Raw genomic sequence first — 26,434 nt, 5'->3', positions numbered from 1 at the left:
ACGATCCTTCAAGCCGGGGCGACGGCGTCCGGCGCGGCGAGCAGGTCTCCCAGCCCGCCACGGGCGTCTTCGATGACGAGCGACTCGGCCACCGCGGAGTCGCCGGCCCGCAACGCCCGGACGAGCGCGCGGTGGCTGCCGTAGCGGTCCAGGCCGAACTGGTCGTTCCCGGCGATGCGTTCGATCAGGCGCGCCCGGCGCTCCGGCCAGGAGAACACCCGCGTCTGGCCGAGCAGGCGTACCAGCACCGGGTTGTGGGCGCACGACTCGACGACCTCGTTGAAGCGCTGCATGGCGTCCAGCAGCCGGTCCAGGTGGCGGGCCACGTCCTGCCCCGCCTGGTGCCGTTGCTTGATGACGATCAGCAGGTCGTCGGCTTCGTCGAGGACGGCGTCGAGGTGGTCCAGCTGGGCCGCGCTCGCGTGCCGCGCGGCGAAGCGGGCCACCATCCCGCGCAGGGCCACCTCTACCTCGGCGAGGTCCTGGATCGCGGCGTCCCCGAACGCGGCGACCTGGACGGTCCGCGGTCCGGTCCGTTCGAGGAGACCGTCCTGTTCGAGGCGCCGGATGGCCTCCCGCACCGGCGTCGGGCTCACCGACAGCCGCTCGGCCAGCCCGCGCTCGGTGACCTTCTGTCCCGGCCGCAGCTCGCCGGTGGTGACCGCGTCACGGATGGCGCGGTACGCGCGGTCGGCCAGCGTGTCGGCCGTCAGGCCCTTCAGCGTCTCACCTGCCATGGCGTCACTCTATCTGCCATGGCAAAGTCGACAAGAAATACTTGACGTTCTTGCTATAGCAAAAGTAGCTTGTCGACATGACGACGACGTCGAGCACACAGCGCGTGCGGACGGGCCGGATCACGTTCTTCGTGGCCCTGGCGGTCTTCGCGCAGGAGTCGACGTGGAACCTCTACGACTCGCAGGTTCCGCCGCTGCTGCGCGAGCACATCGGCAGCGCCGCGCTGATCGGTCTCCTGATGGGGATGGACAACGTGCTCGGCATCTTCCTCCAGCCGTGGATGGGCAACCGGTCGGACCGCACGCGCACCTCGTGGGGCCGGCGCATGCCCTACCTCCTCGTCGGAATGCCCGTGGCGGCGCTGCTGTTCGTCGTCATCCCGCACGCCGCGGCCTCGTTGCCGCTGCTGATCCTGACGATGTTCGGCTACGCGCTCGTCGCGAACTCGTTCAAACCGATCGCCGAGTCCCTGCTCCCGGACTTCGTCCCGCCCGAGCGGCGCAGCCGCGCCAACGCGGTCGTCAAGATCGCGGCCAGTCTCACGGTGATGGTCGCGGCGCTGATCAGCATCTTCCTGATCGACACGCACCCGAAGCTGTCGTTCGCGATCCCGGCGGTCCTCATGGTGGTGTCCTTGATCGTGCTGGCCGCGAACGTGCGGGACAGCCGGTCGCCGGCCTACCGGACCGCCGTCGGCGAGGAACGGGACCAGGGCGGCCCGGCCGCACCGGCCGCGCGGGTGCGGGACACCGTGCTCGACATCGTGCGGGACGCCGACCGCAGCCGGCTGCTGCTCATCGCGGCCATCCTGCTGTTCGGTGGCGCGTGGGCCGCCTCGCGGGCGCTCATCACGCCCTACGGCATGGAGGTGCTGGGCCTGTCCCGCGGCGAAGCGGGCGGGCTGACCCTGCCCAGCGGCGTGGCCTTCATCGTGGCCGCCTACCCGGTGGCGCGGCTCGCCGAACGCTTCGGCCGGCTGCGGGTGATGACCGCCGGGATGACGGTCTTCGCGGCCGCCCTGGTGCTCGGCACCGTGGTCCGGACGCCCGCCGGGGTCGTCGCCGGCCTCTGCGTGGCGTCCGCGGGGGCCTCCGCGTTCCTGGTCAACGCCGTCGTCGTCCTGTGGAACCTCGCCCCGTCCGACCGGGTGGTCGGCACCTACACCGGGCTCTACACCGTGGGCTGGGTGAGCGGCGGCTTCCTCGGCCCGGCCGCCGTCGGCGGCCTGGTCGACCTGACCGGCTGGTCCCTGCTGCTGCTCCACGTCGCGATCGTCGCGCTCCTCGCCGTGCTGGCCGTCGCGCGCGTCAGCGCCCTGCAGCGCCGGTCGTCCGCCGGGCGAGCGCTGTGAAAGCGCCTGGGCCCTTCGGTTTCGGGCTGAACGAAGAGAAATGAGGGACATGGACACAGTGCGCGTGCTGGCGCCGAGCGGCATGCTCGGCGCCGGCTGGGACCACGCGACGGTCGAGCGCGGCATCGCCCTGGGCGCCGACGTCATCAGCATCGACGCCGGCTCCACGGATTCCGGCCCGTACTACCTCGGGTCCTCGATGCCCAAGACCACGGCCAAGGCGGTGGCTCGCGACCTGCGCAGCCTGTTCACGGCCGCCGCGGGCGCGGGCATTCCGGTGATCGTGGGCTCCTGCGGCACGAGCGGGACCGACCGCGGCGTCGACTGGGTCGCCGGGATCGCCGCCGGCGTACTGGCCGAGGAAGGCCTGGACCTGAAGGTGGCGCGGATCTACAGCGAGCAGAACGCCACCGACCTGAAGGAACACCTCGACGCGGGTCGCGTGCATCCGTTGCCCCCGTTGGGAGAACTGACCGCCGAGACGCTGGAGAGCTGCACGCACATCGTCGGCGCGATGGGGCACGAACCGATCGTCGAAGCACTGCGCGCCGGCGCCCAGGTCGTGCTCGCCGGCCGCGCCACCGACACCGCGGTGGCGGCCGCCTACCCGCTCATGAAGGGCATGCCCGCCGGGCCCACGTGGCACGCCGCGAAGATCGTCGAATGCGGCGGCCAGTGCACGAGCAACCCGCGGGCGGGCGGGGTGCTCGCCACCATCGACGCGCACGGCTTCACGATCGAGCCGCTCGACCCCGCCGTGTCGTGCACGCCGATTTCGGTGGCCGCGCACATGCTCTACGAGTCCGCTGACCCGTTCGAGATGCGGGAGCCCGCCGGTACCCTCGACGTCCGGGACGCGCGGTACACCGCGGTCGACGACCGGATCGTCCGCGTCGAGGGCTCGCGGTTCCACGTCGCCGGCCAGTACACGATCAAGCTCGAAGGCGCCCGCATCACCGGCTACGAAACCGTGTCGTTCTCGGCGGTCCGGGACCCGCTCATCCTCGCCGACATCGACGCGTGGGCGAACCTGATGCGGACGATGATCACCGAGCGGGTGCGCCAGACGCTGGCCCTGGCGGACGCCGAATACGCCTTCGATCTCCGCCTGTACGGCCACAACGCGGTGCTGGCCGACCTCGAGCCCGAGAGCGGGCCGCCGCGCGAGGTCGGCGTGATGCTGCTCGTCAGCGCGCCCGACCAGGCGACGGCCACGGCGGTCGCCAAGGTCGCCAACCCGCTCATGCTGCACCTGCCGACGCCGGGGATGAACTACCTGCCCAGTCTCGCGTTCCCGTTCTCGCCCGCGGAGGTCGAGCGCGGCGCGGCGTACGAGTTCGTGCTGAACCACGTCGTCGACTGCGCCGGCCCCACCGACCTGTTCCGGACCGAGCTGGGGGAGAAGACCCGTGCCTGAAACGACTCTGGCGGATCTCGCGTACGAGGTCCGGTCCAAGAACGCGGGCCCCTTCTGGGTGACGATGGAACTCTTCATGCGCGACACCGAGGGCTACCGGATCGCCGCGGACCTGGTGGACGAGCCGATGATCGCCCGGCTGTACCGCTTGCCGGAAAGCACCGTCCGGATCTTCCGGATCCCTTCGCTCAACGTCGTGAAGATCTCCTTCCCGCGCCCGGTGAGCCAGGGGTCGCTGCGGGACCGCGACGTCCACGCGGGACAGCACCACGTCCCGCTGGCCCGCGTCGTCATCGGCCGCGTCTCGTGATCCGGGTCGCGGACCTGCCCGCCACGCACCCCGGCCGCCGGCTGCTCACCAAGCGCACCCCGTTCTTCGCCGCGCCGGACGAGCCGCGCTGCAGTTACAGCGCTTACATCCCCACGAGCTGGACCCCGGCCGCCGAACTGCCCGTCCTGGTGGCCGTGCACGGGACCGGCCGCAGCGTCGGGGAGCTGCGCGAGGGGCTCATCCCCTTCGCCGAACAGCACCACGTCATCGTCGTGACCCCGCTGTTCCCCGTCGGCATCGACGATCCCGACGACGTGCACGACTACAAGCTCGTCGACGCCCACGGGATCCGGTTCGACCGGGTCCTGCTCGGCATCCTCGAGCAGGTCCGGTTCCGCTGGAACGCGCGGGTCGGCAAGGTGTTGCTGTGCGGGCACTCCGGCGGCGGCCAGTTCGCCCACCGCTTCCTCTACCTCCACCCGGACCGCGTCGCCGCCGTCGCGGTCGGCGCGCCCGGCGGCGTGACCTTGCTCGACGACTCGCTCGCCTGGCCGGAAGGCATCGGCGACACCCGGCAGCGGTTCGGGATCACCGTGGATCCCGGCGCGGTCGCCCGGGTGCCGGTGCTGCTCGTCATCGGCGGTGACGACGACGGGCGGGCCGACCTGGCCGTCATGGGCGACCACGGCCGCAGCCGGCCGGAGCAGCTCGACCGGCTGGCCGAAAGCCTGACCCGCCACGGCGCCACCATCCGGCGGGTCGTGGTCCCCGGGGTGGGGCACAGCGCCGCGGGGACCCGGCCGCCGATCGTCGAATTCTTCACCGGCTTGCTGCCCGGATGATCGGCCGGCGGCCCCGCTCCTCGAAGGGAGCGGGGCCGCCGGTCATGCGGTCAGTTGACGTACACCGAGTAGCCGATGCCACCCGACCTGGTGCCGTCGGCCGTGTTGCCGCGCACGATGACCGAGTAGGTGCCCCGGTCCGGTGGGGTCCACGTCATCGTCCCCGCACCCGAACTGTCCGCCGGCACGGTGGATTCCGCTGTCACGGCACCCCCGTCGTCCCGGACGGAGTAGGTGTACGAGACGATGCCCGGCATACCCGGCGTGAAGGTGAACGTCCCCGGCACACCGGCACCGCCCGACCACACGCCTTCCGGGTATTCCTTCGACGACACGTACGGCGCGCTCAAGACGCTGAAGTAGTACGTCTTTTCCTGCGAGGAGACGTTGCCGGCCGTCACCGTACGCACCCGCAGGTTGTGGGAAGCCGAGCCTTCCGGTGGCAGCGGGGGCGTCCACGGCAGCACGGCGCGCCCGTCCTGAGCGGCGATCTGCTGGAACGGACCCCAGTCGAACGAGTACTCGAACGCCACCGCGCCCGGCTGGCGGGCATCGAAGGTGAAGGTGCCGGGGAACACCCGCGCGTTCGCCTGGAACTCCTTCGAGGTCACCGCCGGATCGTTCGTCACCGTCCATGTGAGGTTGTCCGTTGCCGACCACACGCCCGCCGGGTTCTTGGCGCGCACCAGCATCTCGTAGTCGCCGATCTTCGGCGGGGTGTAGCTCACCTTCGCGCTGTTACCGCTGACCGGCACGGTCCACCTGGTCGCCGGGTCCGCCGTCAGCCAGTACTCGAACTCCACGGCGTTCGGCATCGGGGTGGTGAACGTGAACGTGGCGGCTCGGCCCTCCGTCCCGATGTCGCCCTCGTAGCCGATCTCCGGTCGCCAGGTGTTGAGCGACAACCGTTTCTCCGTCACCGGGGACAGCCCGCCGGACGCGTCGCGGGCCTGGACCCGCAGCAGGTTCTGGTCGGCCGAGGTGAACTCGACCGGCAGCGTGGTGGTTCCGCCGGCGTTCGCCCTGACTGTCCACTTAGTACTCTCGGCACTCGCGAACCAGTAGTCGTACTCGACGACGTCCGGCATTCTCGGGGTCGCGGTGTACGTGGCCGAGGTGCCCAAGTCGACGTTTTCGGGCCCGCTCACCACCGGTGACGCGTCAACGAAGAACCGGTACTCCCGTTCCGGCGACGCCACGCCCGAGGCGTCGGTGCTGCGCACGAACAGCACGTGATCACCCCCGGTGGCCGGCGTGATCGTCACCTCGGCGACGCCGTCCTGGCCGGCCCTGACCGTGGCGGACGCGCCGTCGTCGAGCCGGTAGCCGTACGCCACGACGTTCGGCATCCCCGGCGCGAACCGGAACACGCCCGGCACGCCGATGCCGCCGTCCGGGCCGCCCCGCGGCGGGTAGCGGTCGGACGTGACCGTCGGCCGCGTCTCCTTGACGATGAACGAGTAGTAGGTGCTGAGCGAAAGGTTGCCCGCCCGGTCCCACGCCCGCACGACCACCGACTGCCGGCCGTTGGCCGCCGGCGTGAAGCTGACGGTGGCCTTGCCGTCGGGGCCGGCGGCGATCTCCCGAGTGTCCGCGCCGAAGTTGTAGTCGTACTTCGCGACGTCGGTGGAACCGTTGGGGGAGAAGGTGAACTGGCCCGCCAAACCGACCCCGCCGCCCTCGGCGTTCGCCGGGTACGTCGCGGAGACGACGGCCGGTGCCTTCGGATCCGTGCGGTCGACGGTGAACCGGCACGGGCCTGCCGTGGCCGACTTCGCACCCCAGCTGTCCTGGGCGTACACCTCCCACGCGTAGGTGCCGTCGGCGAGGGCCGAGGTGTCCGGGTACGCCGCGGCGGAGCTGCCCGGCCCGGTACCGGTGTGCCGTTGCGACGGGTCCGCGACCGGCCACCACGTGAACTGCCCGGACGTGAAGTCGCCGTCCGGGTCGGACACCTGCGCGCTCAGCTTCAGCTGGCGGCTCGCCATCGCGCCGGTGCCGTCCTTGGCGCAGGGTGCGTCGTTGGCGCGGAGATCGGCCGGCGTCGCGGGCGGCGCGTTGTCGACCACCCGCAGCGTTGGCGGCGCCTGGATCAGCCGGTAGAACGCCGGGTCCGCCTCGTGGGCTTCGGCGACGCGGAAGCCCAGCGTGAGGTGCCGGACCTGGTGGTCGACCGCGTCCCGCACCGCGGTGGTGACGTCGAAGGTGGCGTCGTTGTCGAGGCAGGTGCCGTCGGCGCCCCTGGACGCCACCCGGGTCCGCTCCGCCGGGCGGTTCTGCCAGGTCGACTGCTTGGTGTAGGCGGAAGTCCGCCACACCTCGGTGGCGCGGCCGTCGCAGCTGACGTAGTGCGTCTCGCCGGCCGACAGCAACACCGTCGTGAACGGCTTACCCCGCAACGAGCTCAGGTCGAAATCCACGTAGGAGCGTTGGAGGTGCGGTGTGGTGTCCCAGGTGCCGATCGGCAGGTTGCCGGACGGCTTGAAGGAGGCGGTGGTCGGTGCCGCCGAGTCGACGTAACCCCAGGACGTCGCGGACAGCGTCACCGCGGAACGTTGTTGCCCGGCGGTTCCCGCTGCCGCCATCGCACCATCCGTGCCGGTGAGCGCGACGGCGAACGCGACGGCGAGCAACGTCGATGATCTTCGTAAGGTCATGCTGGCCCTCCCTGTTGCAGGCATGCACGGCGTACACGCCTGAAGGGGAAGATCGGTTGCACTACCCGGACCAGCTCCCGGGTGATTCCCGATATCCTCTCGGAAACCGCAAGAGGGGGACTTCCATGACCACCGTCGAGCGCACGCTCAGACCGATCGTCGTCCTGCTGTACATCAACGTGGGGATCAGTGTCCTGCTCACGGTGCTGACCTTCGTGTTCAAGAGTTCCGTGCTCGATTACCAGGTCCAGCACATGGTCGAGGCCGGGAAGGTCCTCCCGGGCCGGGAGGCGGCCACGCGTGGCGTGCTGGAGGGCACGCTCTGGATCCGGCCGCTGTCGATCCTGGTCGTTTCGGTGGTTTACGCCCGTTTTGTCGCGCGGCTGAAACTCGGCCTGCGACGCACTTACTACCGGCTCCTGGCCGTCGCGATCTTCGGCGCGGGTGCGCTCGCCTATCTGATCGTCATCTCCCAGTTCCCGGTCTGGTACCGCGTCATCCAGGGCGTGCAGGGACTCGTGCTGCTGAGCTTGCTGCCGATATTGGCCACGAAGGACGTCCGGGACCACTTCGCGCCGGAGCCGCGGGCGATGAAGATCTGGGACGACGCGTAGTCAGGGAAGAGGCGCGGGTTCGCAAGGAAGTTCGGCGCGGAGGTACACGGATCGCGCGCGGCAGCAGTCTTCATAGTGATGGCTGACTACGAGGACTTCGTCCGGACGCACCTGCCGCGGTTGCTGCGCTACGCGACGATGCTGACCGGGGAGCGGGAGCAGGCCGCTGACCTGGTGCAGGACGTGCTGGTCAAGGCGTACCGACGGTGGTCGCGGATCAGCGACGCCGAGCACCCCGACCGTTACGTCCTGCGGATGGTGACCAACGACTACCTGTCCTGGCGGCGCAGCCGGTCGGCGCGGCTGATCGCCGTGGGCGACCCGCCGGACGAGGCGCGGCCGGATGACTTCGCGTCGGACCACGCGGCGCGCGAGGACATGTGGCAGCGCCTGGCGCGGTTGCCCCGGCGTCAGCGCGCGGTCGTGGTGCTCCGGTACTACGAGCAGCTCGCCGACGCCGACATCGCCGGCCTGCTCGGCTGCGCCCAGGCCACCGTGCGGGCCCACGCCCGCAAAGCCCTGACGACCCTGCGACACGGCCTGAGCATCGATCGGATGGCCCAGGCCAAGGAGAGCTGATGGACATCGAGAACCTGATCAAGGACACCTTCACCGCCCACGAGCCCGACGCCCCCGACAGCGACCAGGTGCTGGCGGCCACGCGTCAGCGCCTCGACCGCCGGCGCGCCGTGGTGAGCCCGCCGCTCGCGGCCGCCGCCGGGGTGGTCCTGCTCGCCCTTGCCGCGGTCGCCGTCGTCGCGCTGAACCGGCCCGCGCACGACAGCCAGGTCGCCACGGGCACCGGCCAGACCAGCGGCCCGGCCGCGCTCCAGGCACCGGCCGAGGCGGCCATCGCGGAGCTGACCATGCCCTACTCGCTCGGCTGGCTGCCGCCGGGCAAGGCCGACTACGTCGCGCGCCGGATCAACGTCGGAGGCAGCGCGGCGCAGCCCGACAAGCCGGTGTACGGCGGCGAGTACATGCTGACCGTCACCTCCGGCCCTCAGGTCCTGCTCGTGGACGTGCAGGAAACGCGGATGGTGCCGGTCGACCAGGCCGCCTTCAAGTCCGGTCCGGGCAAGCCCGTCACCATCGGCGGGCGGGCCGGCGTGGAGAGCTCGCACTCCGGCGGCCCGGGCGGCTACGAGCTGTACCTGACGCACCCCGAGGGCGGCTCGCTGTACATCAACGTGGCCGCACAGCCGGGCAGCACGGCTTCGGCGCAGCAACTGATCGACGCGGGCCGCCGCGTCGCGGAGAACGTCGCCTTCCCGGGCAAGACCACGGTCACCCCCGCGTTCGGCCTCGGCAAGCTGCCCGACGGCCTGCGGATGTGCACGTTCGACGTCGAGAAGAACGGCCCGAGCGGTCCGCGCACGGGCTACTCGCTGGGCACGTGCAGCACCCAGCCGCCGATCCAGGTGCACATCGGCGAGCCAGGTCAGGTGGGCGGCACCGAGGGGCAACCGGTCCAGGGACACGCGACGCGCTACGTGGACGAGAACGGTTACCACACGCTCTGGATCCTCAAGGCCGTCCACGACGCGCCGATCGCCGTGGCGGGCCGCGGCGCGCAGGCGGAGCTGTACGCCATCGCCGACCACCTCGTCCTGCCCCACTGAGGTGCCGTGGGTCCTCTTCGGACGCGACCGAGGAGGACCCGCGGTCGGCGGCCCGCGTCTGCCGAGGTGACTCGCTGCCGAGGCGCTGATCTGCCTGGCACCCGGACCGTCAGCCGCTCGTCGGCAGGAGAGCGCGTCCGGGGTCGACGCGATAACCGGTGGACCGGCACGTGCGGCACCCCTAGTGTTCCGTCGAACCGCGTGGCCTTCCGTCCGAAGAGGTGCATTTCATGAGTGTCCGGGTAGCCCGGCCGTCCACGGCCGACTCAGCGCTGACCACTGTGAACCGCCCTTTGGACGTAAGGATTCCCCGAAGTGGATCTACCCCGTAGCTTCACCATCCGCGAGAGCAGCCATCGCATCCACAACCCGCTCACCAGCCGGAAACTGGCTGTCCTGGGCGAGGCGCTGAACCCGCCGCCCGGCAGTCGGGTGCTCGACCTGGCCTGTGGCTCGGGCGAGCTGCTGTGCACCTGGGCCCGCGATCACGGCATCACCGGAACCGGCGTCGACATCAGCACGGTGTTCCTGGCCAAGGCCCGGGCGCGGGCGATCGAACTGGAGGTCGCCGAACGGGTCACGTTCATTCATGGTGACGCGTCGAACCACGTTGCCGACCACCCGGTCGACATCGGGTCGTGCGTCGGTGCGACCTGGATCGGGGGTGGCGTCGCCGGGACCGTGGACCTGCTGCGACGCAGCCTGCGTCCCGGCGGCGTGCTGCTGATCGGCGAACCGTACTGGCGCAGGGAACCGCCGGACCAGGCCACTGTCGAAGGCTGTCACGCCACCAGTGAGGACGATTTCCGCGCCCTCCCGGAACTGCTGGAACAGTTCGGGCAGCTGGGTTGTGACGTCGTGGAGATGGTCCTGGCCGACCAGGACAGCTGGGACCGCTACGTCGCGGCTCAATGGCTCAACACCCGCCGCTGGCTGGACGCCCATCCCGGCGACGAGCTGGCCGGGCAGCTGCGTGCGGAACTCACCGCCGCTCCGGTACGCCACGCCCGGTACCAACGCGAATACCTCGGCTGGGGCGTCTTCGCTCTGATGGACCGCTGACCCCAGCGGGCGAGTGAGTCCCGGTGATCCGGCACCGGGACTCACTCACGTCCCGCACCAGCGACAGGAACACGATCATGCCGGGCCCGCGCTGTCGCGGATGTCGGCCGCGCTCGCCGAGCGGGCCCATCGGCGCAACGGCTGTCCGAAGTTGTTGAATCAACGCAACTTGAGGCGGTCTACGAAGAGACAACGTCCTTCGGGAAGCCGCACCGATCGGGTCTCGTGCCGCCGCCGACGAGGAGCTGACGCGGCCGGCCGTACCCGCGTGGAAGCCGGACCGAAGGCCGGCGGCGTACCGTCCGTGCATGCCCGAGCGCCGTCCACCCTGGTCGATCCGTGCCGGTGTCGCGCACGGCCTTCCGCCGGCGTCCATTGTGGCTGTTGCGCCCGGCTGCCCCCGCGTCCCGGCCACCTGAGGACCTGTCCCGTGCCAGTGCGATTCCGTCTGCTCGGAACCATCGAAGCGGAGGTCGACGGGCGGCCCGTCGACCTCGGGCACGCGCGGCAGCGGTGCGTGCTCGCCGCGCTGCTCGTCGACGTCAACCAGCCGGTGCCGGTCGGCCGGCTCGCCGACCGGGTGTGGGCGGACCGGCCGCCGGACCGGGCGCGCCGCAGCCTGGCCAGCTACGTGTCGCGGCTCCGGCGCCGGCTGGCCGGTGCCGAAGACGTCGACATCGCGTACGGCCCGGGCGGGTACGTCCTGCGCGTGGCGGTGGAAGCGATCGACCTGCACCGGTTCCGCACCCTCGTCTCCGAGGCCCGGGCGGCCCCGGCACTGGCGCGCTTCGACGAGGCGCTGCAGCTGTGGCGCGGCGACGCGCTCGCGGACGTCGACAGCCCGTGGAGCGAAGAGCTGCGGCAGACGCTGGCCGCCGAGCGGGCCGCGGCCGGGCTCGACCGCGTCGATCTCGCCCTGCGCCTCGGCCGGCACCACCTGGTGCTCGCGGAGACCGCCGCGCGGGCGGCGGCCGACCCGCTCGACGAGCGGGTCGCCGGCCAGCTGGTGCTGGCCCTCTACCGCGCGGGACGCCAGGCGGATGCGCTGGACCACTACGAGCGGACCCGGCGGCGGCTCGCCGAGCAGTTCGGCGCCGATCCCGGCCACGCGCTGCGGGAGTTACACCGGAAGATCCTCGCCGCGGACCCCGGGCTCGAGCCGACGGCGGACACCGTGCCCCGCCAGCTCCCGGCCGCCCCGCGGTGGCTCGTCGGCCGGGACCGCGAAACCGCCGCGCTCACCCGGGCCGCCGCCGTCCGCTCCGGCACCGTGCGGGTGTGCGCGGTCAGCGGTCCGGCCGGGGTCGGCAAGACGGCGCTGGCGCTGCGGTGGGCGCACGACCACCTCGAGTCCTTTCCGGACGGTCAGCTTTACGTGGACCTGCGCGGCTTCGACCCGGCGGGCCGGCCGACGACCCCGGAAGCGGCGGTGCGCCGGCTGCTCGGCGCGCTGGGCGCCGACTCCGCCGGACTGCCCACGGACGAAGACGAGCTGGTCGCGCTCTACCGCAGCCGGACGGCGGACCGGCGGCTGCTCGTCGTGCTGGACAACGCGCGCGACGTGGCCCAGGTGGAACCCCTGCTGCCGGGGAGCGGGACCTGCACCGTGCTCGTCACCGGCCGCCACCGGCTGACGGGTCTCGGCGTGCGCGGCGCGGTGCTGGTCGACCTGGACGTGCTGCCCGACGCGGCCGCGCGCGAGCTGCTGGCCCGGTACCTCGGTCCCACCGCGGGCGGCGGCGACCCCGGCGCGGTCGCCGACCTGGTGCGCTGGTGCGCCGGCCTGCCGCTGGCGGTCGGCATCGTCGCGGCCCGGGTCGCCGCCCGGCCCGGGTTCCCGCTCGGCGCGCTAGCCGACGAGCTCCGGGACCGCCGACCCGGCTCGACGCGCTCGACGCGGGTGACCTGAAGGCGAACCTGCGCTCGGTGTTCTCGTGGTCCTGCACCGCCTTGGACCCGGTGGCGGACGAGGTGTTCCGGCTGCTGGGGGCGGCGCCCGGCCCGGACATCGGCCTCCTCGCCGCGGCCGCGCTCACCGGACTCGACGGCACCCGGATCCGTCCCGTCCTGCGGGCCCTGGTGGACGCGCACCTGCTGCAGGAGCACGTCCCCGGCCGGTACCGGATGCACGACCTGCTCCGGCTGTACGCCGCCGAGCTGGCCGGCGACGAGGCCCGGGACGCGGCACTGCTGCGGCTGACGGACAGCCAGCTGCGCGCCGCGCGCGCGGCGGCCCGCCTGCTGCGCCCGGAACACCCCGTCCCCGAGCTGCCGGCCCCGGCCGGGAGCGCGGCACCCGCGTTCGAGCACCGGGCGGCGGCCACGGCCTGGTTCGACGCCGAGCACGCCGGCCTGCTGGAGCTGCTCGACGCCGCCGTCGCGGGCGGCCGGCACCGCGTCGTGTGGAAGCTGGCCTGGTTCCTCAGCGCGTACCACTTCGTCCGCGGGCTGCCGTTCGAAGACCTGGCGGCTTGGCAGGCCGGCGTCGCGGCGGCGCGGACGCTCGGTGAGCCGGAGCCGCTGGCCGTGGCCCACCTCCAGACCGGGACGGCCTACGCGCGGGTGGGCCGCTACGAGGACGCGACCAGGCACTTGCACGAAGCCCTGGCGCTGGCGCCGCGCGGTGAAGTCCACGCGGACGTCCACCGCACGCTGGGCTGGGTGTGGGAGGCGCGCGGCGCGCCGGAACGGGCGCTGCGGTACGCCCACCGCTCGCTCGAGCTCTACCGCGCGGCCGCGAACGCGATGCGCGAAGCCGACGCGCTCAACACGGTCGGCTGGCTGCACGCCCGGCTGGGCGACCTGGGGAGCGCCGGTGCGCACTGCGAACGGGCGCTGCTCCTGTGCCGCCGGCTCGGCCACCGTCGGGCCGAAGCCCTGACCCTGCACAGCCTGGGGTACATCGCGCAGCTCCGGGACCGGCACGAGGAAGCCCTCAGCCGGTACGAGGACGCCCTCGGCGTCGTGCGCGCCATCGGTGACGTCTACGACGAGACCGGCATCCAGCTGGACCTGGGGCAGGTGCACGAGGAACTCGGCCGGCACCGCGAAGCGCGCCGGGCGTGGGAGCGGGCCCTCGAACTCTCCGTGGCGCAGCACCGCCCCCGGCTGGCGGAAACGGCCGGCAGGCGGCTGGCGGAAGCCCGGCTGCCCGCGGGGCGCTGACCAGGCGATTGCACCGATCGGCAACAGTCACGCAGCCCTCGCCGCCTACGGTCGGACGCCCAGCCGGATTTCGTGAGGAGAGCACGTGCGAAAGATCATCTCGATGGCCCTGGTGACCGCGGCGGCGGGGACCGCGCTGACGTTCGCGGCGACACCCGCGTTCGCCGTCGGCAGCTGCGCCAGCGGCAACTTCTGCCTCTTCGAGAACAACGACTTCAACCGGGGGAACACCAACCACTGGCTCGACCTGCGCTCGGACGACTTCGACCTGCGCAACAACTACTGGTACGACGGCAGCGGCGGCCAGACCAACGACAGCATCGACAACGAGACCAGCTCGGTGAAGAACCGCCGCGGCTGCGACGTCATGCTGTGGCAGGACGTCGGCGGCACCGGGGCCCACACCAAGTCGATCAGCGGCACCGACGACGGGTTCCTGGAGAACAACGCCATCGGGGACAACCGCCTCAGCGCCGTGGACGTGTGCGTCTAGGCCCGACCCGCTCCGCCGGTGGGGCCCACCCCCTCGGGCCTCACCGGCGGCCCTCCCGGAGGTCGCATGCCCGCGAAGGTCTTCGCCGCCGCCTTGGCACTCTTGACGCTCACCGCGTGCGGAGCCGAGCCGGTCCCGGCCACCACGTTCCCCGCGGAACGGCTCGCGCTGCCCTTCGACCGCTACCGCCCGGCGTTCGCCGAGGAGACGGAGGTCGGGCGCGCCCGTGCCAAGCTGGTGCGAGCCTGCCTGCACGACCACGGCGTCGAGCTCGACGTGCCGCCGGACGACCGCACACCCGGGCCCCTCGACCGGTCCCCGAACCTGCGCCGGTACGGCGTGATCGATGAACCGACGGCCACGGAATTCGGCTACCACTTCCCGCGGACGTCCGAGGAGCGCAAGAGCCAGGCCGAGCGGCGCCGCTGGTCGGCGGCCCTCACCGAAGCCCAGCGCACGGCGCTGTTCGGCGACCGGGGCTGCACGGCCGAAGCCGACGCCCGCCTCACGAACGTCGACGACGATTTCCTGACCGACGCTGACTTCCGCTCGCTGCGGGCTTCGGAGCGGGACCCGCGCGTCGCGAAGGCGGTCGCGGTGTGGCGAACCTGCATGGGGGAGCGGGGCTACGGCTACGAGACCCCGTCGGCGGCGATCTCGGACCCGCGCTGGAACCTCGACGCGGAGGTGATCCCCGCGGGGGAGAAGCAGACGGCCGTGGCGGACGTCCACTGCAAGGTGACGGCCCACCTGGTGGAGGAATGGCACGACGCCGAGGCGGCCGTCCAGGAGCAGGAGATCCAGCGCGACCGGCCCCGGTTCGACGCCCTGGCCGCGGCGAGGGCGGCACGGTTGGCCTCCACGCGGCGGGTGCTCGGATCGCCCTGACCGGTAAGCCGGCGGCGGCCAGGAAGTCCACCGCCCGATGCCCGCGCTGTCGAACGCACCGCTTTCAGCTGTGGCTGCCGGAGGTGAGGGTCGCCCAGACGACCTTGCCGCCGGACCAGCGGCGGCTGCTGCCCCAAGCCTGGGCGGTCTGGGCGATGATGCGCAGCCCGAGTCCGGGGTCGCGCAGGTCGGTGCGCTCGATGAGCGTCGCGGGCCGGGGACTGTCGTCGGCGACCGAGATCGTGAGCAGGTCGCGGCGGAGGTCGAGGCGGACCTCGGGTGCGGACGTCGTGTGCCGAAGCGCGTTGCCGACGAGCTCTCCGACGATCAGGGTGCCGTCGTAGACCAGCGTCGGGATGTCCCAGTCCGCCATGATCTCCCGGAGGAACGCGCGGGCGAGCTGCGTCGCGCTGTCCGTGCGGGGAAACGCCCGCAGGGCCCACCGGCGGATCGGGATCGTCTGCTGTCGTTCGGCGGCCTCCACGTCGGTGTGCACGGCGACGAACCGGTCGATGCCGGAGCGGTGGAAGGTGTCCAGGTGGGCCGGCTGCCGGGTGATCAGGGAGAACGGGATGCCGGGCCAGTTGCCGATCCGGCGGGCGACCAGGGGGAACACGGCGGCGGGGGACAGTTCGCCGATGCGCAGCCCGTCCACGTCGGCGATCAACCCGGGTGGGCCGTCGGCGGCGACCTTCAGCAGGCCGTCGCGCAGGAATCCGTAGCCGGAGAGGTCGAGGTCCCCGGTGACGGTGACCAGGGTGCTGGCCAGCCGGGCCGAGGGCTCCAACGTGACACTCCGGTCACGGCGTCCGGTCACGTTCCCCCGCTGTCAGCGCCGGATCGAGGTCGGGCGTCCACGCTCTCAAGCTACTCCCCGGCGAGTCACCGCGATACCGGCTGGGCGGCGGCCGGGGTCTCTTCCATGAGCAGCAGGGCGCCCTGGCTCTCGCCGCCGGCGGACCGCAATGCGCTGCACATCAGCCGGACGACCGCGGGCCGGCCCCGGCGGTTGATCGCCTTCAGCGTCAGCTCGGCCTGGAAGCCGGCGTCGGCCAGTGCGTCGCGTACGGCCGGCCGAAGCTCGGTCAGGGGCAGCCCGATGTCGAGGTTGAGCAGGTGCGTGCCCTCGGCCTCCTCGCGGCGCACTCCCCAGAGGTCCTCGGCGCCGCGGTTCCAGGTCCTGATCCGCATTTCGGTGTCGATCACGACGATCCCGGCTTGGATCGAGGTCAGCACGGACTCCAGGAAGTCGTTCAGCTCGTCCAGTTCGACGCTGCGATCGCGGAGGGCGTCGTTGATGGTCTGCAGCTCGTCGTTGGTCGACTGCAGCTCTTCGTTCATGGTTTCGAGCTCTTCGTTGGTGGACTGGAGCTCTTCGTTGGTCGTCTCCAGTTCCTCCACAGTGGACTGGAGCTCCTCGTTCGTGGTCTCGAGTTCTTCGTTGGTGGACTGGAGTTCCTCGTAGGCGGACTCGAGCCGGCGGTTCGTGTGTTCCAGTTCCAGCAGCAGCAGGTGCGCCCAGCTGACGTCGTGGAACACCACCGAGACGCCGAGCAGGCTCTTGTCCCGGCCCACCAGCGGGTTCACGTGCACCTCGTACCAGACCGTCTCGCTCCCGCGCCGCCACTCGACGTCCTTCACCCGCAGCGACCGCCGTTCCAGCCGGGCTTGCTCCACGTAGGGGCGCAGGCCGACCGGCCGGTAGGACACGTCGAGGTTCCACAGCTTGCGCCCGATGTCGCGGTCGTTGAGCCCGAACGAGAGTTCCGCCTGCCGGTTGATCAGGGCGACCACCTCGTCGGCGGTCACCACCAGCTGGGCCACCGGGCTCGCAGAGAAGGCGTGTTCCCGCAACTCGTCCAGACCCGACACGTCGATCGGCGTCCGTCCGGGAGGACCGGGGGAGGCGAAGTGGTTGTAGCCGGCCGCGCTGCCGGCCACCTTGCGGAAGACGCGCCGCTTGAGGTCGAGCGGCTCGAAGATGCGGGAGTGGCTGAGCAGCATCTCGGCCTTGCCCAGGAACATCAACCCGTGCGGCGCCAGCGCGAAGTGGAACCGCTCGAGGATCTTGGTCTGCGTCTCGGCGTTGAAGTACATCAGCGTGTTGCGGCACACGAGCAGGTCGATCCGCGAGATCGGGGCGTCCTGGACGAGGTCGTTGCGGCCGAAGATCACCGACCGGCGCAGATCCTTGCGGAAGCTGTACCGGCTGCCCTGGAGTTCGAAGTACCGCTCCAGCTTGTCCTCGGGCAGCCCTTCGACCTCCGCCGGGGTGTAGGCCGCGTGCCGGGCCTGGGTGAGGGCTTCCTCGTCGACGTCGGTGGCGTAGATCTTGACGCGCTGCCGGAACGCCTCGACGCCGATCGCGTCGGCGAAGGCGATGGCGAGGCTGTAGGCCTCCTGACCGGCGGCGCAGCCCGCGCTCCACACGCGGATCGGCTCCGCCGGGCTGCGCTCGGCCAGCAGCGCCGGGATCGCGTGGCCGCGCAGGTATTCCCAGGCCTCCGGGTCGCGGAAGAACCCGGTGACGTTGATGAGAATGGTGTTGAACAACGCGACGAACTCGTCGGCGTTGACCTGGAGCTGGTCGATGTATTCGGCGTAACTGCCGGCCCCGGCCTGGGTCATCCGGCGCTGGACCCGCCGTCGCAGGCTGCTGCGCTTGTAGCCGGTGAAGTCGAAGCCGCGCGACTCCTTGAGGTACGCGAGAACCGACTCGAACTCGCTGTCGTCTTCCGGCTGGGGCTCCGTCACGCTCCGCACGCTACCCGCCGAACCCGTGGTGGGATCGGCCGCGCCGGGCCAGCACGGCCCAGACGACCTTGCCCCCGGTCCAGGACCGGCTGCACCCCCAGACCCGGGAAGCCTCGGCGACCAGCCGCAGCCCGAGGCCGCGGTCCTCCCGGCCGGGCAGCTCGAGCATCACGGCCGCCCGCGGATCGTCGTCGGCGACCGCGACGGTGAAGACACCGCTCCGCAGCTCCAGCCGGAGCCGCGGGCGCGATGTCGTGTGCACGATCGCGTTCTCGACGAGCTCGGTGGCGATCATGAGGGCGTCCTCGGTGTGGCCCGGCACGCCCCATTGCGTGCAGACCCGTTCGACGAACGCCCGGGCCAGGGCGGACGAACGCGGCGACGCGGCCAGCACCTGCACCGCCCGCCGCCGGAACGGCCGGTCGCGCGCCTGCTCGGCCGCGGCGACGTCGGCGTGGACCGCCACGAACCGGTCCACCGCCTGCGTCGCCAACCGGGCGAGGTGGTCCGCGCGATCGGTCACCACCGCGAACGGGATCCCCGGCCACTCGCCGATCCGCATCGCGATCACCGAAAACACCGTCACCAGGGTGTCGTCGTCGACCTCGAGGCCCTGGATGTCGGCGATGACGCTCTCCGGCGCTTCGGCGGCCACTTTGAGCACGCCATCGCGCAGCCGCGCGTAGCCGGCCAGGGTCAAGAGGCCGGTCAAGGTCGCCACGGTCGACTCCGGCCGGTACCGCGGTACCAGCCGTAGGTCGCCTTCGGTGTTCACGAGCGCGCCTCGGGCGCGGCGTGGGTCTGGCGCAGCGCCTCGCCGCCACCCGCGGAGGCACCGATCACCACGACATCGCGTCGGAGGCCCACGGCGGTCACCTCCTCATCCCGGTCACGGTAGTCGCCTACGGGTGACTCCGCTGACGGGGAATCGGAACACGGGGCGTTACGCCCGTTCGCCGACCGGCGCACGCACCGCGCTCGATCGACAGCAGCGTCCACACAGGAAACCCCACGACGCCCAGAGGGATGCGCCGGCCGGAGCGGTCACGACCGGAGGACGAACTCGGCCACGTCGTGGCCGAGCTGCCGCCCGGCTTCGTGGTCGAGCCGGGTGTGGACGCCGGCGGCGATGCGGCTCAGTCCCGCTTCGTCGGCGGCGGCCTGGAACGTCGTGAACCGCCGGGTCACGCCCGGCAGCGCTTCGGACGTGACCGCCAGGGCCCAGCGCGGCCCGTACTCCTGGCGCAGGACCCGCGCACCCGCTTGCGAGATGACGCTGTGCGCGCCGGGGTACGCCGGGTCGGCCGGGGTGGTGGCGAGGCTCGACCAGTCCGGGACGCCGCCGGTGGCCGGGTTGCCGTCGTCTGCGGCCAGCCGGATCGCGGTGACCGGCCGCCAGATCCGGTAGTGGTACTTCGCGTCGTAGAAGGCGATCACGGCGTCGGCGAAGCTCAGGTTGAGGCGCGCGAACACCCGGGCGGCGACGAGCAGGCCGCTGCGCGAGCCGCCGACCACCGACTGCGTGATCTCGTTCCAGTGGTTCCAGATCGGCGCGGCCCAGAACCGCGCCTCCACGGTCTCGTCGGCGGTGCGGGTCGTGCTGGTGTCGCGGCCGGTCGCGGCCACCTCCCGCAGGGCGGCCGCGTACCGCGCGCCGCCGAGCGGGGGGTACGGCCCGGGCCGGAACCGGCCGGCCCGGTCGAGCACGAACGGCGTCACGGCCGCCCAGTGGGTGAACGCGGCGGGGGCGAACGCGGGTGGCGTCGGCCGGTACTGCCCGGGTGCGGTGCCCGGCGGCAGGACCGGCGGGACCGCCGTCGACCCGTCGTCCGCCCGCAGGCCCAGCAGCAGCCGGGCGACCAGCCGCCCGGCCCGGACGCCGGCGTCCCGCGCGGCCGCCTGCGGCACTTCCGCCAGCTGCCCGGCCAGCAGGCCGGTGAGCTCGCCGGCCCGGGTGGGGTAGAGCGCGGCCAGGACGTCGTGAGCGGCCTGCGCCGCCGCCGCTTCCGGCGCTGCCCGCTCCGGGACGTCGACGGTGAACAGGTACGGCCGCCCGGTGCCCGTCGTCGCGACGACGGCGTCGTGGATCGCCGCGTGCAGCAGCGCGAAACTGCGGGTCGGGTGCACGGTCGCCGGCTGCAGGCCGGCCGTGCGCACGATGGCCAGCAGCTCGCGGTTCCAGGCGAGGACGACGTCCGCGCCGCCCGGCCGTGCGGGCGTCGCGGCGGCGGGTGCCGGCAGGCCGGTGGTGGCGAGCACGGCGGCGGCCGCCCCGCCGGTCACGAGCATCGTCCGGCGCGACATCGGTGTGGTCATTTCGCTCCCCAGGTCGTCGGAGGGTTCGCCTGCCGATACGGTCCGGGGTTACGGCTGTAACCCGGGACCGTATTCCTCAAGTGGCGGGAAGAGTCGGTGGGGAGAAGGCGGGCGGTGCCGGTGGCACAGCGGTTCCGGCGCAGGCGCGCCGAGCAGGACGAAGCGGGCGTGGCGCCGCGCCCGCGGCTGCACGCGGTCGGGGCGGACGTCTACCCGGACTGGGAGGCGGTCTACCGCGACAACGTCGACCGCGTGTACCGGCTGATGTTCTCGAAGGTGGGCAACCGGCCGGACGCCGAAGACCTCACCACGGAGGTCTTCCTGACCGCGTTGCGGCCGCTGCGCGTCTCGGCGAGCGTGGGCGAGGTCCGGGCCTACCTGCTGGCCACCGCGCGGACCGTGCTGGCCGGGCACTGGCGGCGCACGCTCGGCCGGGAGATCACCACCCTGGACGAGGAGCACGACGTCGCCGCTTTCGAAGCAGGCACCGTCGACCCGGCCACGCTCGCCCGTGCCGAAGCGATTCTCGCGCTCCTGCCGGAGCGGTACGGGCGGATCCTGCGGCTGCGCTTCTTGCAGGCTTGCTCGCTCAAGGAAGCGGCGGAGCAGCTGGGCACCACCGTCGGCAACGCGAAGGTGCTGCAGCACCGGGCGTTGCGCCAGGCGGCCCAGCTGGCGGAAGGGATGGAGACGTGAGCACTCGAGGCGTCCGCCGGTTCGTGAAGGACCTCCTGCGGCGGCGACGGCCGCGCCCGTTCGCGGCCGGCCCGGACGACGAGGCCGAGCTGCGCACCGCGGTGCTGCTGCGCGCCGCCCGGCCCGGCGGCGCCGCGGCGAGCGAGGAGTTCGTCGCCGGGCTGCACCGCCGGCTCGCCCAGGAGCTCGGCGAGCCGGCGGCCGCGCCGGGCGGCAACCGTCGCCGGTTCATCCAGGTGTCCTCGGCCGCCGCGGTGGCGGCCGCGGCGGGTGCCGGCGTCGAGTACCTGGTGAACCCGGGTGCGGAACCGGCCGCGACGCCACCACCGGAGGAGACGACGCTGCGGCCGGAGAACGGCGAGTGGCGGGCCGTCGTCGCGGCGCAAGACCTGCCCGAGGGCGGGGTGCGGCCGTTCGACTTCGGGGCGGTGGCCGGGTTCGTGCACCGGTCCGGCGGCCAGGTGCGGGCGGTCTCGGCGACCTGCACGCACCTGGGCTGCCGGCTGAACCTCGACGCGCCGGCGCGTCGGCTGAACTGCCCGTGCCACCGGACGTCCTTCGCCGTCGACGGGGTCGTCCTGACGCACCAGCTGCCGGTGACGCCGCCCCCGCTGCCGCACCTGGTGGTGCGCGAAGCCGGGGGAGTGGTCGAGGTGCTGGTGCCGTCCGCCGGAGCGTAACCCGCGCGCATATTCCTGGTATGAGGATTTCCGTTGGGGTGAAACACTTTCTTCTGGTGGGTGCGGCGGCGCTGGCGCTCACGGCCTGTGCCGCGCCACCGCCGCCCGGCGCGTCGCCGCCGCCGCCGTCGTCGATGTCCGGCATGACGAGCATGGCCGCGCCACCGTCGCCGTCCGCGGCCGGGAACGCCACCTCGAACACGGTGGCCATCAAGGACTTCGCGTTCGCGCCCGCGGCGACGACGGTGACGAAGGGCACCACCGTCACCTGGACCAACTCCGACCAAGACGCGCACACAGTCACCAGCACCGGCTCCGGTGGCCCGCTGCGGTCCCCGACGCTCCAAACCGGACAGTCCTATTCGTACACGTTCGCGACGCCGGGCACGTTCGAGTACCTGTGCACCATCCACCCGTTCATGACCGCGACCGTGACGGTGACGCCGTGACCGAGGACGACCACGGCCCCGAAGGCATGACCCGGCGCCAGCTGCTGCGCCACACGGCGTGGTTCGGCGCCGCCGTGGTCCTCACGGTGGCCGGCGGCGAGGTGATCAGCCGGATCGCCGCACCGGGCGAGGCGGCGGCCGTCGACGACCCGAACGCGCTGCGGTTCGTCCAGATCAGCGACAGCCACCTCGGGTTCAAGGGCCCGGCCAACACCGCCGTCGAGTCGTCGTTTTCCGGGGCGCTCACCCAGATCAACGGGCTGGGGTACCGGCCGGACTTCGTGATGCACACCGGCGATCTGACCCACCTGTCCACGCCGGCCCAGTTCGACCAGGTCAAGCAGATGATGGGCACGCTGAACACCGGGCACGTGTCCACGGTGCCCGGCGAACACGACTCGGTCGACGACGCCGGGCAGAAGTACCGCCAGGCCTTCGGGGCCGGCACCGCGGGCGACGGCTGGTACAGCTTCGACGTCAAGGGGGTCCACTTCATCGCGCTGGTGAACACGCTGAGCCTGGAGAAGCTCGGTCACCTCGGCCCGGACCAGCTGGAGTTCGTCCGCAAGGACGTCGCGAAGCTCGGCTCGGACACGCCGATCGTGGTGTTCAGCCACATCCCGCTGTTCGCGATGTACCCGGCGTGGGGCTGGGGCACCGACGACGCCACCCAGGCGCTGTCGTACCTGCGGCGGTTCTCGTCGGTGACGTGCCTCAACGGGCACGTGCACCAGCTGTTCACGAAGACCGAAGGGAACATCACCTTCCACAGCGCGACGACGACGGCGTACCCGTTGCCGCAGCCGGGCACGCGGCCGGCGCCGACGCCGGTGACGCTGCCGGCCGGCAAGCTCGCCGATGCGCTGGGCATCCGCGAAGTGACCTACCGGCCCGGGCAGCCGGGCCTGGCGGTGAAGGACGTGAAGCTGGCATGAACCTCCTCCTGCGGATCGCGACGGCGGGGTGCCTGGCGGCCACCGGTTTCCTCCACGCGCAGCTGTACGTCGGCGGGTACCGGGTGATCCCGGTGATCGGGCCGGCGTTCCTGGCCCAGGCGTCGGCGTCGATGGCGGTGGCGTTGCTGCTGCTGGCGGGCAGCCCGGTCCTCCTGCGGCTCGCCGCGGCAGGCTTGGCGGCAGGGGCCTTGGCCGGCTTCGTGCTGTCGCGGACGACCGGGTTGTTCGGCTTTTCCGAGCGGGGCTTCCAGCCGGCGCCTCAGGCGTTGCTGAGCGTCTTGGCCGAGGTGGCGGTCCTGGTCCTCGTCGCGGTCGCGCTGCACCGCGACGGTTTCCGGTGGAGGGAGGCGGCCGGGACGGAAAAAATGCCGTCTTGACTTCATTGACGGAATCTGCGGTTCTTTGTCTCCGTCACGATGAGTGCGTTTCTTGTCGGTTCCGATGGTGCCGGGGTATTGTCCGCCCGTGCCGGATATCGTGTGGTCGCTCAGTGCTGCCGAGCAACAGCGGGCTCGCAGTTTTCAGTCGGTGAACGGGATCGGGCGGGTCCTGCTCGGCCCGACCGTGCCCGATGCGTCGGGATCGCAATTCAAGACGGCGTGGATCAGCATCGTGCTGCCGATCGTTCCCATCGCCCGCTACTACCTGATGGAAGAGGGCTCGCAGACCTTCGGGACCAAGACCACCACCCGGTACCGCATCGCCGGCCGCTCCCGGCTGGTGGGGGCGGAGATCGCGCGCACCTACCTGTACTGCTGGCTCGTCGCCCCGTTGATCGGTGCCGGTCCGGCCGCGCTTTTGTTGTCCCAGGCCGACGAGCTGGCCGATTCGATCGGCGTGTTCGGATTGATCGCGCTATTCCTGGTCACGTTGTTCGCATCGGTCGCGGCGCTGTCTTATGGGACCAAATTCGTTCGGCAACGGTTCTTCACGCCGCGATCGGTGGTTGTTCGACCGGAGCCGTGATTGACGACGGATTGTCGACGGTTTGTCGACGCGCTGGGGGACAGTGTGGTCGTCCGCGGGCCACGCGGGGAAGTCCCAGCACGTCGGGGAGGACGGATGAAGAAAGCACGCATCTTGACGGTGGTGACCGCGGTAGCCGGCTTGCTCGCCAGCGGGGTGGCCGCGGCCGGCGCCGCCCAGCTCGACGAGGTGATCGGCGCGGCCCACGGCACGGTGTTCCCGGGCGTCGGCGTGTTCGGCACCCCGTTGCTCGGCCGCTTCCAGTACCACTTCACCGGCGGAGACCACCACATCCGCCAGGTCGCGGCGATGCCGCTGCCGCAGCAGTCCGCGGTCGAGGTCACGTTCGCCGACGAGAACGGCGACGACGACTACAGCTACCTGGTCGCCCACGAGGTCGTCGACCCGGCCGGGATCGTGCCGGCGTCGTTCCACGGGACCTGCAAGGGCCAGTGCACCATGCCGCTCTCCACGCGCCCGGCCGGGGACTTCGTGTTCGTGCTCAGCGGTTTCCGGTTCGGTTTCGACAACGGCGACCACCACCTCGACATGATCGGGGTATCGGAGAGCGGCAGCCGGCTGACGGTGCAGTACAAGGACACCAACGGCGACGATCCGTTCACCTACGACGTCAGCTACGCCTGGGTGCCCCGGTCCCGGCTCGGGTTCCTGGTGTCCGTCCTCAACACCGTCCACGCCACCGGCACCGCGAACGCCGCCGCCCTGGGCGGGGAGAAGGTCATCCGGGGGTTCTTCCTGGACAACACCGCCAGTGGCGACGCGGGTGACAACCACATCCGTGATCTGGGCATCCAGGCCGAGGCCACCAGCTTCGACGTCCAGTACGGCGATGACAACCCGGCGGACTCGGCGGATTGGCGCTACCTGATCCAGTACGCGACCTTGGCCTGACCGAGCGGTGCTCGTGGGGGCGCGATTCCGGCGCCCCCACTTCACCGGAAGATCCGCCGGGCGAGCAGGCTTCGAACACACGCGGAGGTAGGGCATGAAGCTACTTGCCGTCTTCGCTCGACGTGACGGGACCGAGTTCCTGGTCCAGCCTGGCCGGCCAGTCATCGTGCGCCAGATCTGCGGCGACGAGCACGTCACGCCAGTCCTGCGTGCTCAAGGTGACGGCATCACGGAATCGCCGGATGTCCCCGCGGGCCAGCAGAACGATCGCCGCCTGCACGCGCTCGCCACCGTGGATCTTGCTGCCGGTTCGGCGGGGCAGGTCATCGAGGAGACGGATGATCTCCGGCGCGGAGCCGGGTTCGAGGAAGTCCCGCCGGATCCGGCGTTCCAATCGTGTTTCGCCCGTGGTCATGAGGCTCATTCAACCCAGCGACTGGCCGGACGCGCAGCAGCGATTCTCTAACGCGCCCCCGTGGACCACCTGACCGCGTGGAAGTGGCCGTCCGCGGTGATGGCGTACCCCGCCACCTGGCCGTTGTCGTTGACAGCGTTGGCGGTGGCGTCCTTGCCGTCCGCGAGCGGGGCGAGTTGCGAGACCGTGCCGTCGGCGTCCCAGCGCGCTGCGTGCCCGGTGTTGCCCGACGTGAACGACTTGCCGGCCATCACCCCGGAGGCCGCGATGCCCGACGCCCAGCTGGTGGCGTCCCCGGGCAGCGGGTTCAGCAGGGTGATGCCACCGGCGCCGTCCCAGCGCGCGACGCGAGAGGTGTCCGTTGTCTCGTAGCCGGAGACCGTGCCGTCGTTGTTGATCCCGGTGGCGATGCTGGTCGACGAGCCGGACCCGATGCCCAGCGCGACGATCGTGCCGTCCGGGGCCCACTCCACGGCCCTGGTGCCGGGGCAGCAACCGTACGAGTCGCCGACGATCGTGCCCGTGTCGTTGATCGTGCGTGCCTCGCTGCTGTGCTGGCCGGGCAGGGTACCGAGGTTGTCGATGGTGCCGTCGAGGTTCCACCGCACCGCGTGCCGGACGCCGTCCGGCTGCTGGGAGAAGCCGACGATGACGCCGGCGGAGTTGATCCCGCGTGCCTCGCTGGCGATGTCGCCGGGCAGCGTGCCCAGGTCGTCGAGGGTGCCGTCGAGGTTCCAGCGCACGGCGTGCGTGTGGAAGGTGTGCGCCGCGTCCCGCATGCTGCCGTGGCCGGCGACGACACCGGCGTCGTTGATGGCCATCGCCGTGCTGTCCACTCCGGTGGGCAGGATGCCGAGGTCGGTGCTGGTGCCGTCCGGGTTCCAGCGCGCGGCGTGGTCGCTGATTCCCACCGCGGACTCGCCTACGACGGTTCCGCTCGAGTTGATCGCGAAGGCGAAGCTGGAACTGCCGCCCGGGAGAACGCCGAGATCGGTGACCTGCGTGGTGGCCGTGGCCGGCGCTGGTAGGACGACAGCGCCCGCCAAGAGCGTGACGAGGCTGCCGGCCGCCAGGATGCCGGCGCGCGACAGTACTTGTGGACGTGCCATGGACGTTCCCCCCAAGACGTGACGCGTGCCGCTTGGCCGCACGCGGTTGCGTTCCGCCCCA

27 protein-coding genes are annotated in these 26,434 nt (G+C 71.7%); 19 read left to right on the top strand and 8 right to left on the bottom strand.

Annotated features, from left to right (window positions below):
- Positions 1–8 precede the first annotated feature (8 nt).
- Entirely contained in the window at positions 9–737 is a 729-nt protein-coding gene (locus AB0M30_RS12995; RefSeq protein ID WP_364583499.1) for a GntR family transcriptional regulator, read from the bottom strand.
- Positions 738–814: 77 nt separating this feature from the next.
- On the opposite strand from AB0M30_RS12995, the gene AB0M30_RS12990 reads away from it, so the two are divergent.
- The 4 genes from AB0M30_RS12990 to AB0M30_RS12975 are packed head-to-tail and all read left to right on the top strand — an operon-like array spanning position 815 to position 4,619.
- Positions 815–2,089: an MFS transporter gene (locus AB0M30_RS12990; protein ID WP_364583496.1), complete on the top strand. Its 1,275-nt coding sequence runs from the start codon at positions 815–817 to the stop codon at positions 2,087–2,089.
- Positions 2,090–2,138: 49 nt separating this feature from the next.
- Entirely contained in the window at positions 2,139–3,506 is a 1,368-nt protein-coding gene (locus AB0M30_RS12985) for an acyclic terpene utilization AtuA family protein (RefSeq protein ID WP_364583494.1), read from the top strand.
- Positions 3,499–3,816 (top strand): DUF4387 domain-containing protein, encoded by a 318-nt coding sequence (locus AB0M30_RS12980; protein ID WP_364583491.1) that lies wholly within the window; start codon positions 3,499–3,501, stop codon positions 3,814–3,816. The genes AB0M30_RS12985 and AB0M30_RS12980 overlap by 8 nt, the downstream gene beginning before the upstream one ends.
- The gene (locus AB0M30_RS12975) at positions 3,813–4,619 is read left to right on the top strand and encodes an alpha/beta hydrolase (RefSeq protein ID WP_364583488.1); all 807 of its coding nucleotides are present in this window, start codon (positions 3,813–3,815) and stop codon (positions 4,617–4,619) included. Before AB0M30_RS12980 ends, AB0M30_RS12975 begins: the two co-directional genes overlap by 4 nt.
- Positions 4,620–4,669: 50 nt before the next feature.
- On the opposite strand, the gene AB0M30_RS12970 is transcribed toward AB0M30_RS12975, so the two are convergent.
- On the bottom strand, positions 4,670–7,276 hold the full coding sequence (locus AB0M30_RS12970; RefSeq protein ID WP_364583485.1) for a hypothetical protein: 2,607 nt from the start codon (positions 7,274–7,276) through the stop codon (positions 4,670–4,672).
- A 125-nt stretch (positions 7,277–7,401) separates the two neighbouring features.
- On the opposite strand from AB0M30_RS12970, the gene AB0M30_RS12965 reads away from it, so the two are divergent.
- From AB0M30_RS12965 to AB0M30_RS12930, 8 genes are all read left to right on the top strand, one after another.
- Positions 7,402–7,890, top strand: a complete 489-nt coding sequence (locus AB0M30_RS12965) for a hypothetical protein (protein ID WP_364583482.1) — start codon at positions 7,402–7,404, stop codon at positions 7,888–7,890.
- A gap of 78 nt (positions 7,891–7,968) precedes the next feature.
- The gene (locus tag AB0M30_RS12960) at positions 7,969–8,469 is read left to right on the top strand and encodes a SigE family RNA polymerase sigma factor (RefSeq protein WP_364583479.1); all 501 of its coding nucleotides are present in this window, start codon (positions 7,969–7,971) and stop codon (positions 8,467–8,469) included.
- Positions 8,469–9,512 (top strand): hypothetical protein, encoded by a 1,044-nt coding sequence (locus AB0M30_RS12955; protein WP_364583477.1) that lies wholly within the window; start codon positions 8,469–8,471, stop codon positions 9,510–9,512. The genes AB0M30_RS12960 and AB0M30_RS12955 overlap by 1 nt, the downstream gene beginning before the upstream one ends.
- 315 nt (positions 9,513–9,827) lie before the next feature.
- Positions 9,828–10,574, top strand: a complete 747-nt coding sequence (locus AB0M30_RS12950; RefSeq protein WP_364583474.1) for a methyltransferase domain-containing protein — start codon at positions 9,828–9,830, stop codon at positions 10,572–10,574.
- Between the two features lie 430 nt (positions 10,575–11,004).
- Positions 11,005–12,483 (top strand): BTAD domain-containing putative transcriptional regulator, encoded by a 1,479-nt coding sequence (locus AB0M30_RS12945; protein ID WP_364583471.1) that lies wholly within the window; start codon positions 11,005–11,007, stop codon positions 12,481–12,483.
- Between the two features lie 17 nt (positions 12,484–12,500).
- On the top strand, positions 12,501–13,739 hold the full coding sequence (locus AB0M30_RS12940; RefSeq protein WP_364583468.1) for a tetratricopeptide repeat protein: 1,239 nt from the start codon (positions 12,501–12,503) through the stop codon (positions 13,737–13,739).
- A gap of 85 nt (positions 13,740–13,824) precedes the next feature.
- The gene (locus AB0M30_RS12935) at positions 13,825–14,232 is read left to right on the top strand and encodes a peptidase inhibitor family I36 protein (protein WP_103336567.1); all 408 of its coding nucleotides are present in this window, start codon (positions 13,825–13,827) and stop codon (positions 14,230–14,232) included.
- Positions 14,233–14,298: 66 nt separating this feature from the next.
- Positions 14,299–15,120, top strand: coding sequence for a hypothetical protein (locus AB0M30_RS12930; RefSeq protein ID WP_364583464.1), 822 nt, complete (start codon positions 14,299–14,301; stop codon positions 15,118–15,120).
- Positions 15,121–15,184: 64 nt separating this feature from the next.
- Here the strand turns inward: AB0M30_RS12930 and AB0M30_RS12925 are convergent, their stop codons facing one another.
- The 4 genes from AB0M30_RS12925 to AB0M30_RS12910 all read right to left on the bottom strand — a co-directional run bounded on the left by AB0M30_RS12925 (position 15,185) and on the right by AB0M30_RS12910 (position 20,190).
- Complete coding sequence (locus AB0M30_RS12925; RefSeq protein WP_364583461.1) at positions 15,185–15,937, bottom strand: ATP-binding protein; 753 nt, start codon at positions 15,935–15,937, stop codon at positions 15,185–15,187.
- A 65-nt stretch (positions 15,938–16,002) separates the two neighbouring features.
- Positions 16,003–17,874 (bottom strand): CheR family methyltransferase, encoded by a 1,872-nt coding sequence (locus AB0M30_RS12920; RefSeq protein WP_364583458.1) that lies wholly within the window; start codon positions 17,872–17,874, stop codon positions 16,003–16,005.
- Between the two features lie 10 nt (positions 17,875–17,884).
- Positions 17,885–18,649, bottom strand: a complete 765-nt coding sequence (locus AB0M30_RS12915) for an ATP-binding protein (protein ID WP_364583457.1) — start codon at positions 18,647–18,649, stop codon at positions 17,885–17,887.
- A 269-nt stretch (positions 18,650–18,918) separates the two neighbouring features.
- Positions 18,919–20,190 (bottom strand): vanadium-dependent haloperoxidase, encoded by a 1,272-nt coding sequence (locus AB0M30_RS12910; protein WP_364583454.1) that lies wholly within the window; start codon positions 20,188–20,190, stop codon positions 18,919–18,921.
- Positions 20,191–20,304: 114 nt separating this feature from the next.
- Between AB0M30_RS12910 and AB0M30_RS12905 the strand changes: the two genes are divergently transcribed.
- The 7 genes from AB0M30_RS12905 to AB0M30_RS12875 all read left to right on the top strand — a co-directional run bounded on the left by AB0M30_RS12905 (position 20,305) and on the right by AB0M30_RS12875 (position 24,849).
- Positions 20,305–20,886 (top strand): sigma-70 family RNA polymerase sigma factor, encoded by a 582-nt coding sequence (locus AB0M30_RS12905; RefSeq protein ID WP_364583452.1) that lies wholly within the window; start codon positions 20,305–20,307, stop codon positions 20,884–20,886.
- Complete coding sequence (locus tag AB0M30_RS12900; protein WP_364583450.1) at positions 20,883–21,566, top strand: Rieske (2Fe-2S) protein; 684 nt, start codon at positions 20,883–20,885, stop codon at positions 21,564–21,566. Before AB0M30_RS12905 ends, AB0M30_RS12900 begins: the two co-directional genes overlap by 4 nt.
- 38 nt (positions 21,567–21,604) lie before the next feature.
- Positions 21,605–22,015, top strand: coding sequence for a plastocyanin/azurin family copper-binding protein (locus AB0M30_RS12895; protein ID WP_364583447.1), 411 nt, complete (start codon positions 21,605–21,607; stop codon positions 22,013–22,015).
- A complete protein-coding gene (locus AB0M30_RS12890) occupies positions 22,012–22,950 on the top strand; it encodes a metallophosphoesterase (RefSeq protein WP_364583445.1) in 939 nt (312 codons plus the stop codon). The genes AB0M30_RS12895 and AB0M30_RS12890 overlap by 4 nt, the downstream gene beginning before the upstream one ends.
- The gene (locus AB0M30_RS12885) at positions 22,947–23,348 is read left to right on the top strand and encodes a hypothetical protein (protein ID WP_364583443.1); all 402 of its coding nucleotides are present in this window, start codon (positions 22,947–22,949) and stop codon (positions 23,346–23,348) included. Before AB0M30_RS12890 ends, AB0M30_RS12885 begins: the two co-directional genes overlap by 4 nt.
- An 88-nt stretch (positions 23,349–23,436) precedes the next feature.
- The gene (locus AB0M30_RS12880; protein ID WP_364583440.1) at positions 23,437–23,937 is read left to right on the top strand and encodes a hypothetical protein; all 501 of its coding nucleotides are present in this window, start codon (positions 23,437–23,439) and stop codon (positions 23,935–23,937) included.
- Positions 23,938–24,033: 96 nt separating this feature from the next.
- The gene (locus AB0M30_RS12875; RefSeq protein WP_364583439.1) at positions 24,034–24,849 is read left to right on the top strand and encodes a hypothetical protein; all 816 of its coding nucleotides are present in this window, start codon (positions 24,034–24,036) and stop codon (positions 24,847–24,849) included.
- A gap of 100 nt (positions 24,850–24,949) precedes the next feature.
- Here the strand turns inward: AB0M30_RS12875 and AB0M30_RS12870 are convergent, their stop codons facing one another.
- Both AB0M30_RS12870 and AB0M30_RS12865 read right to left on the bottom strand, forming a co-directional pair.
- Positions 24,950–25,264 carry a hypothetical protein gene (locus AB0M30_RS12870; RefSeq protein WP_364583436.1) on the bottom strand — a complete coding sequence of 105 codons (315 nt, stop codon included), beginning with the start codon at positions 25,262–25,264 and terminating at the stop codon, positions 24,950–24,952.
- Between the two features lie 47 nt (positions 25,265–25,311).
- On the bottom strand, positions 25,312–26,373 hold the full coding sequence (locus tag AB0M30_RS12865; RefSeq protein ID WP_364583434.1) for a hypothetical protein: 1,062 nt from the start codon (positions 26,371–26,373) through the stop codon (positions 25,312–25,314).
- Between the last annotated feature and the right edge of the window lie 61 nt (positions 26,374–26,434).

The sequence above is a fragment of the Amycolatopsis sp. NPDC051716 genome (genome assembly GCF_040681595.1).
Classification (GTDB): domain Bacteria; phylum Actinomycetota; class Actinomycetes; order Mycobacteriales; family Pseudonocardiaceae; genus Amycolatopsis.
Note: the sequence above shows the minus strand (reverse complement) of the source record. Positions and strands in the feature narration are given on the sequence as shown.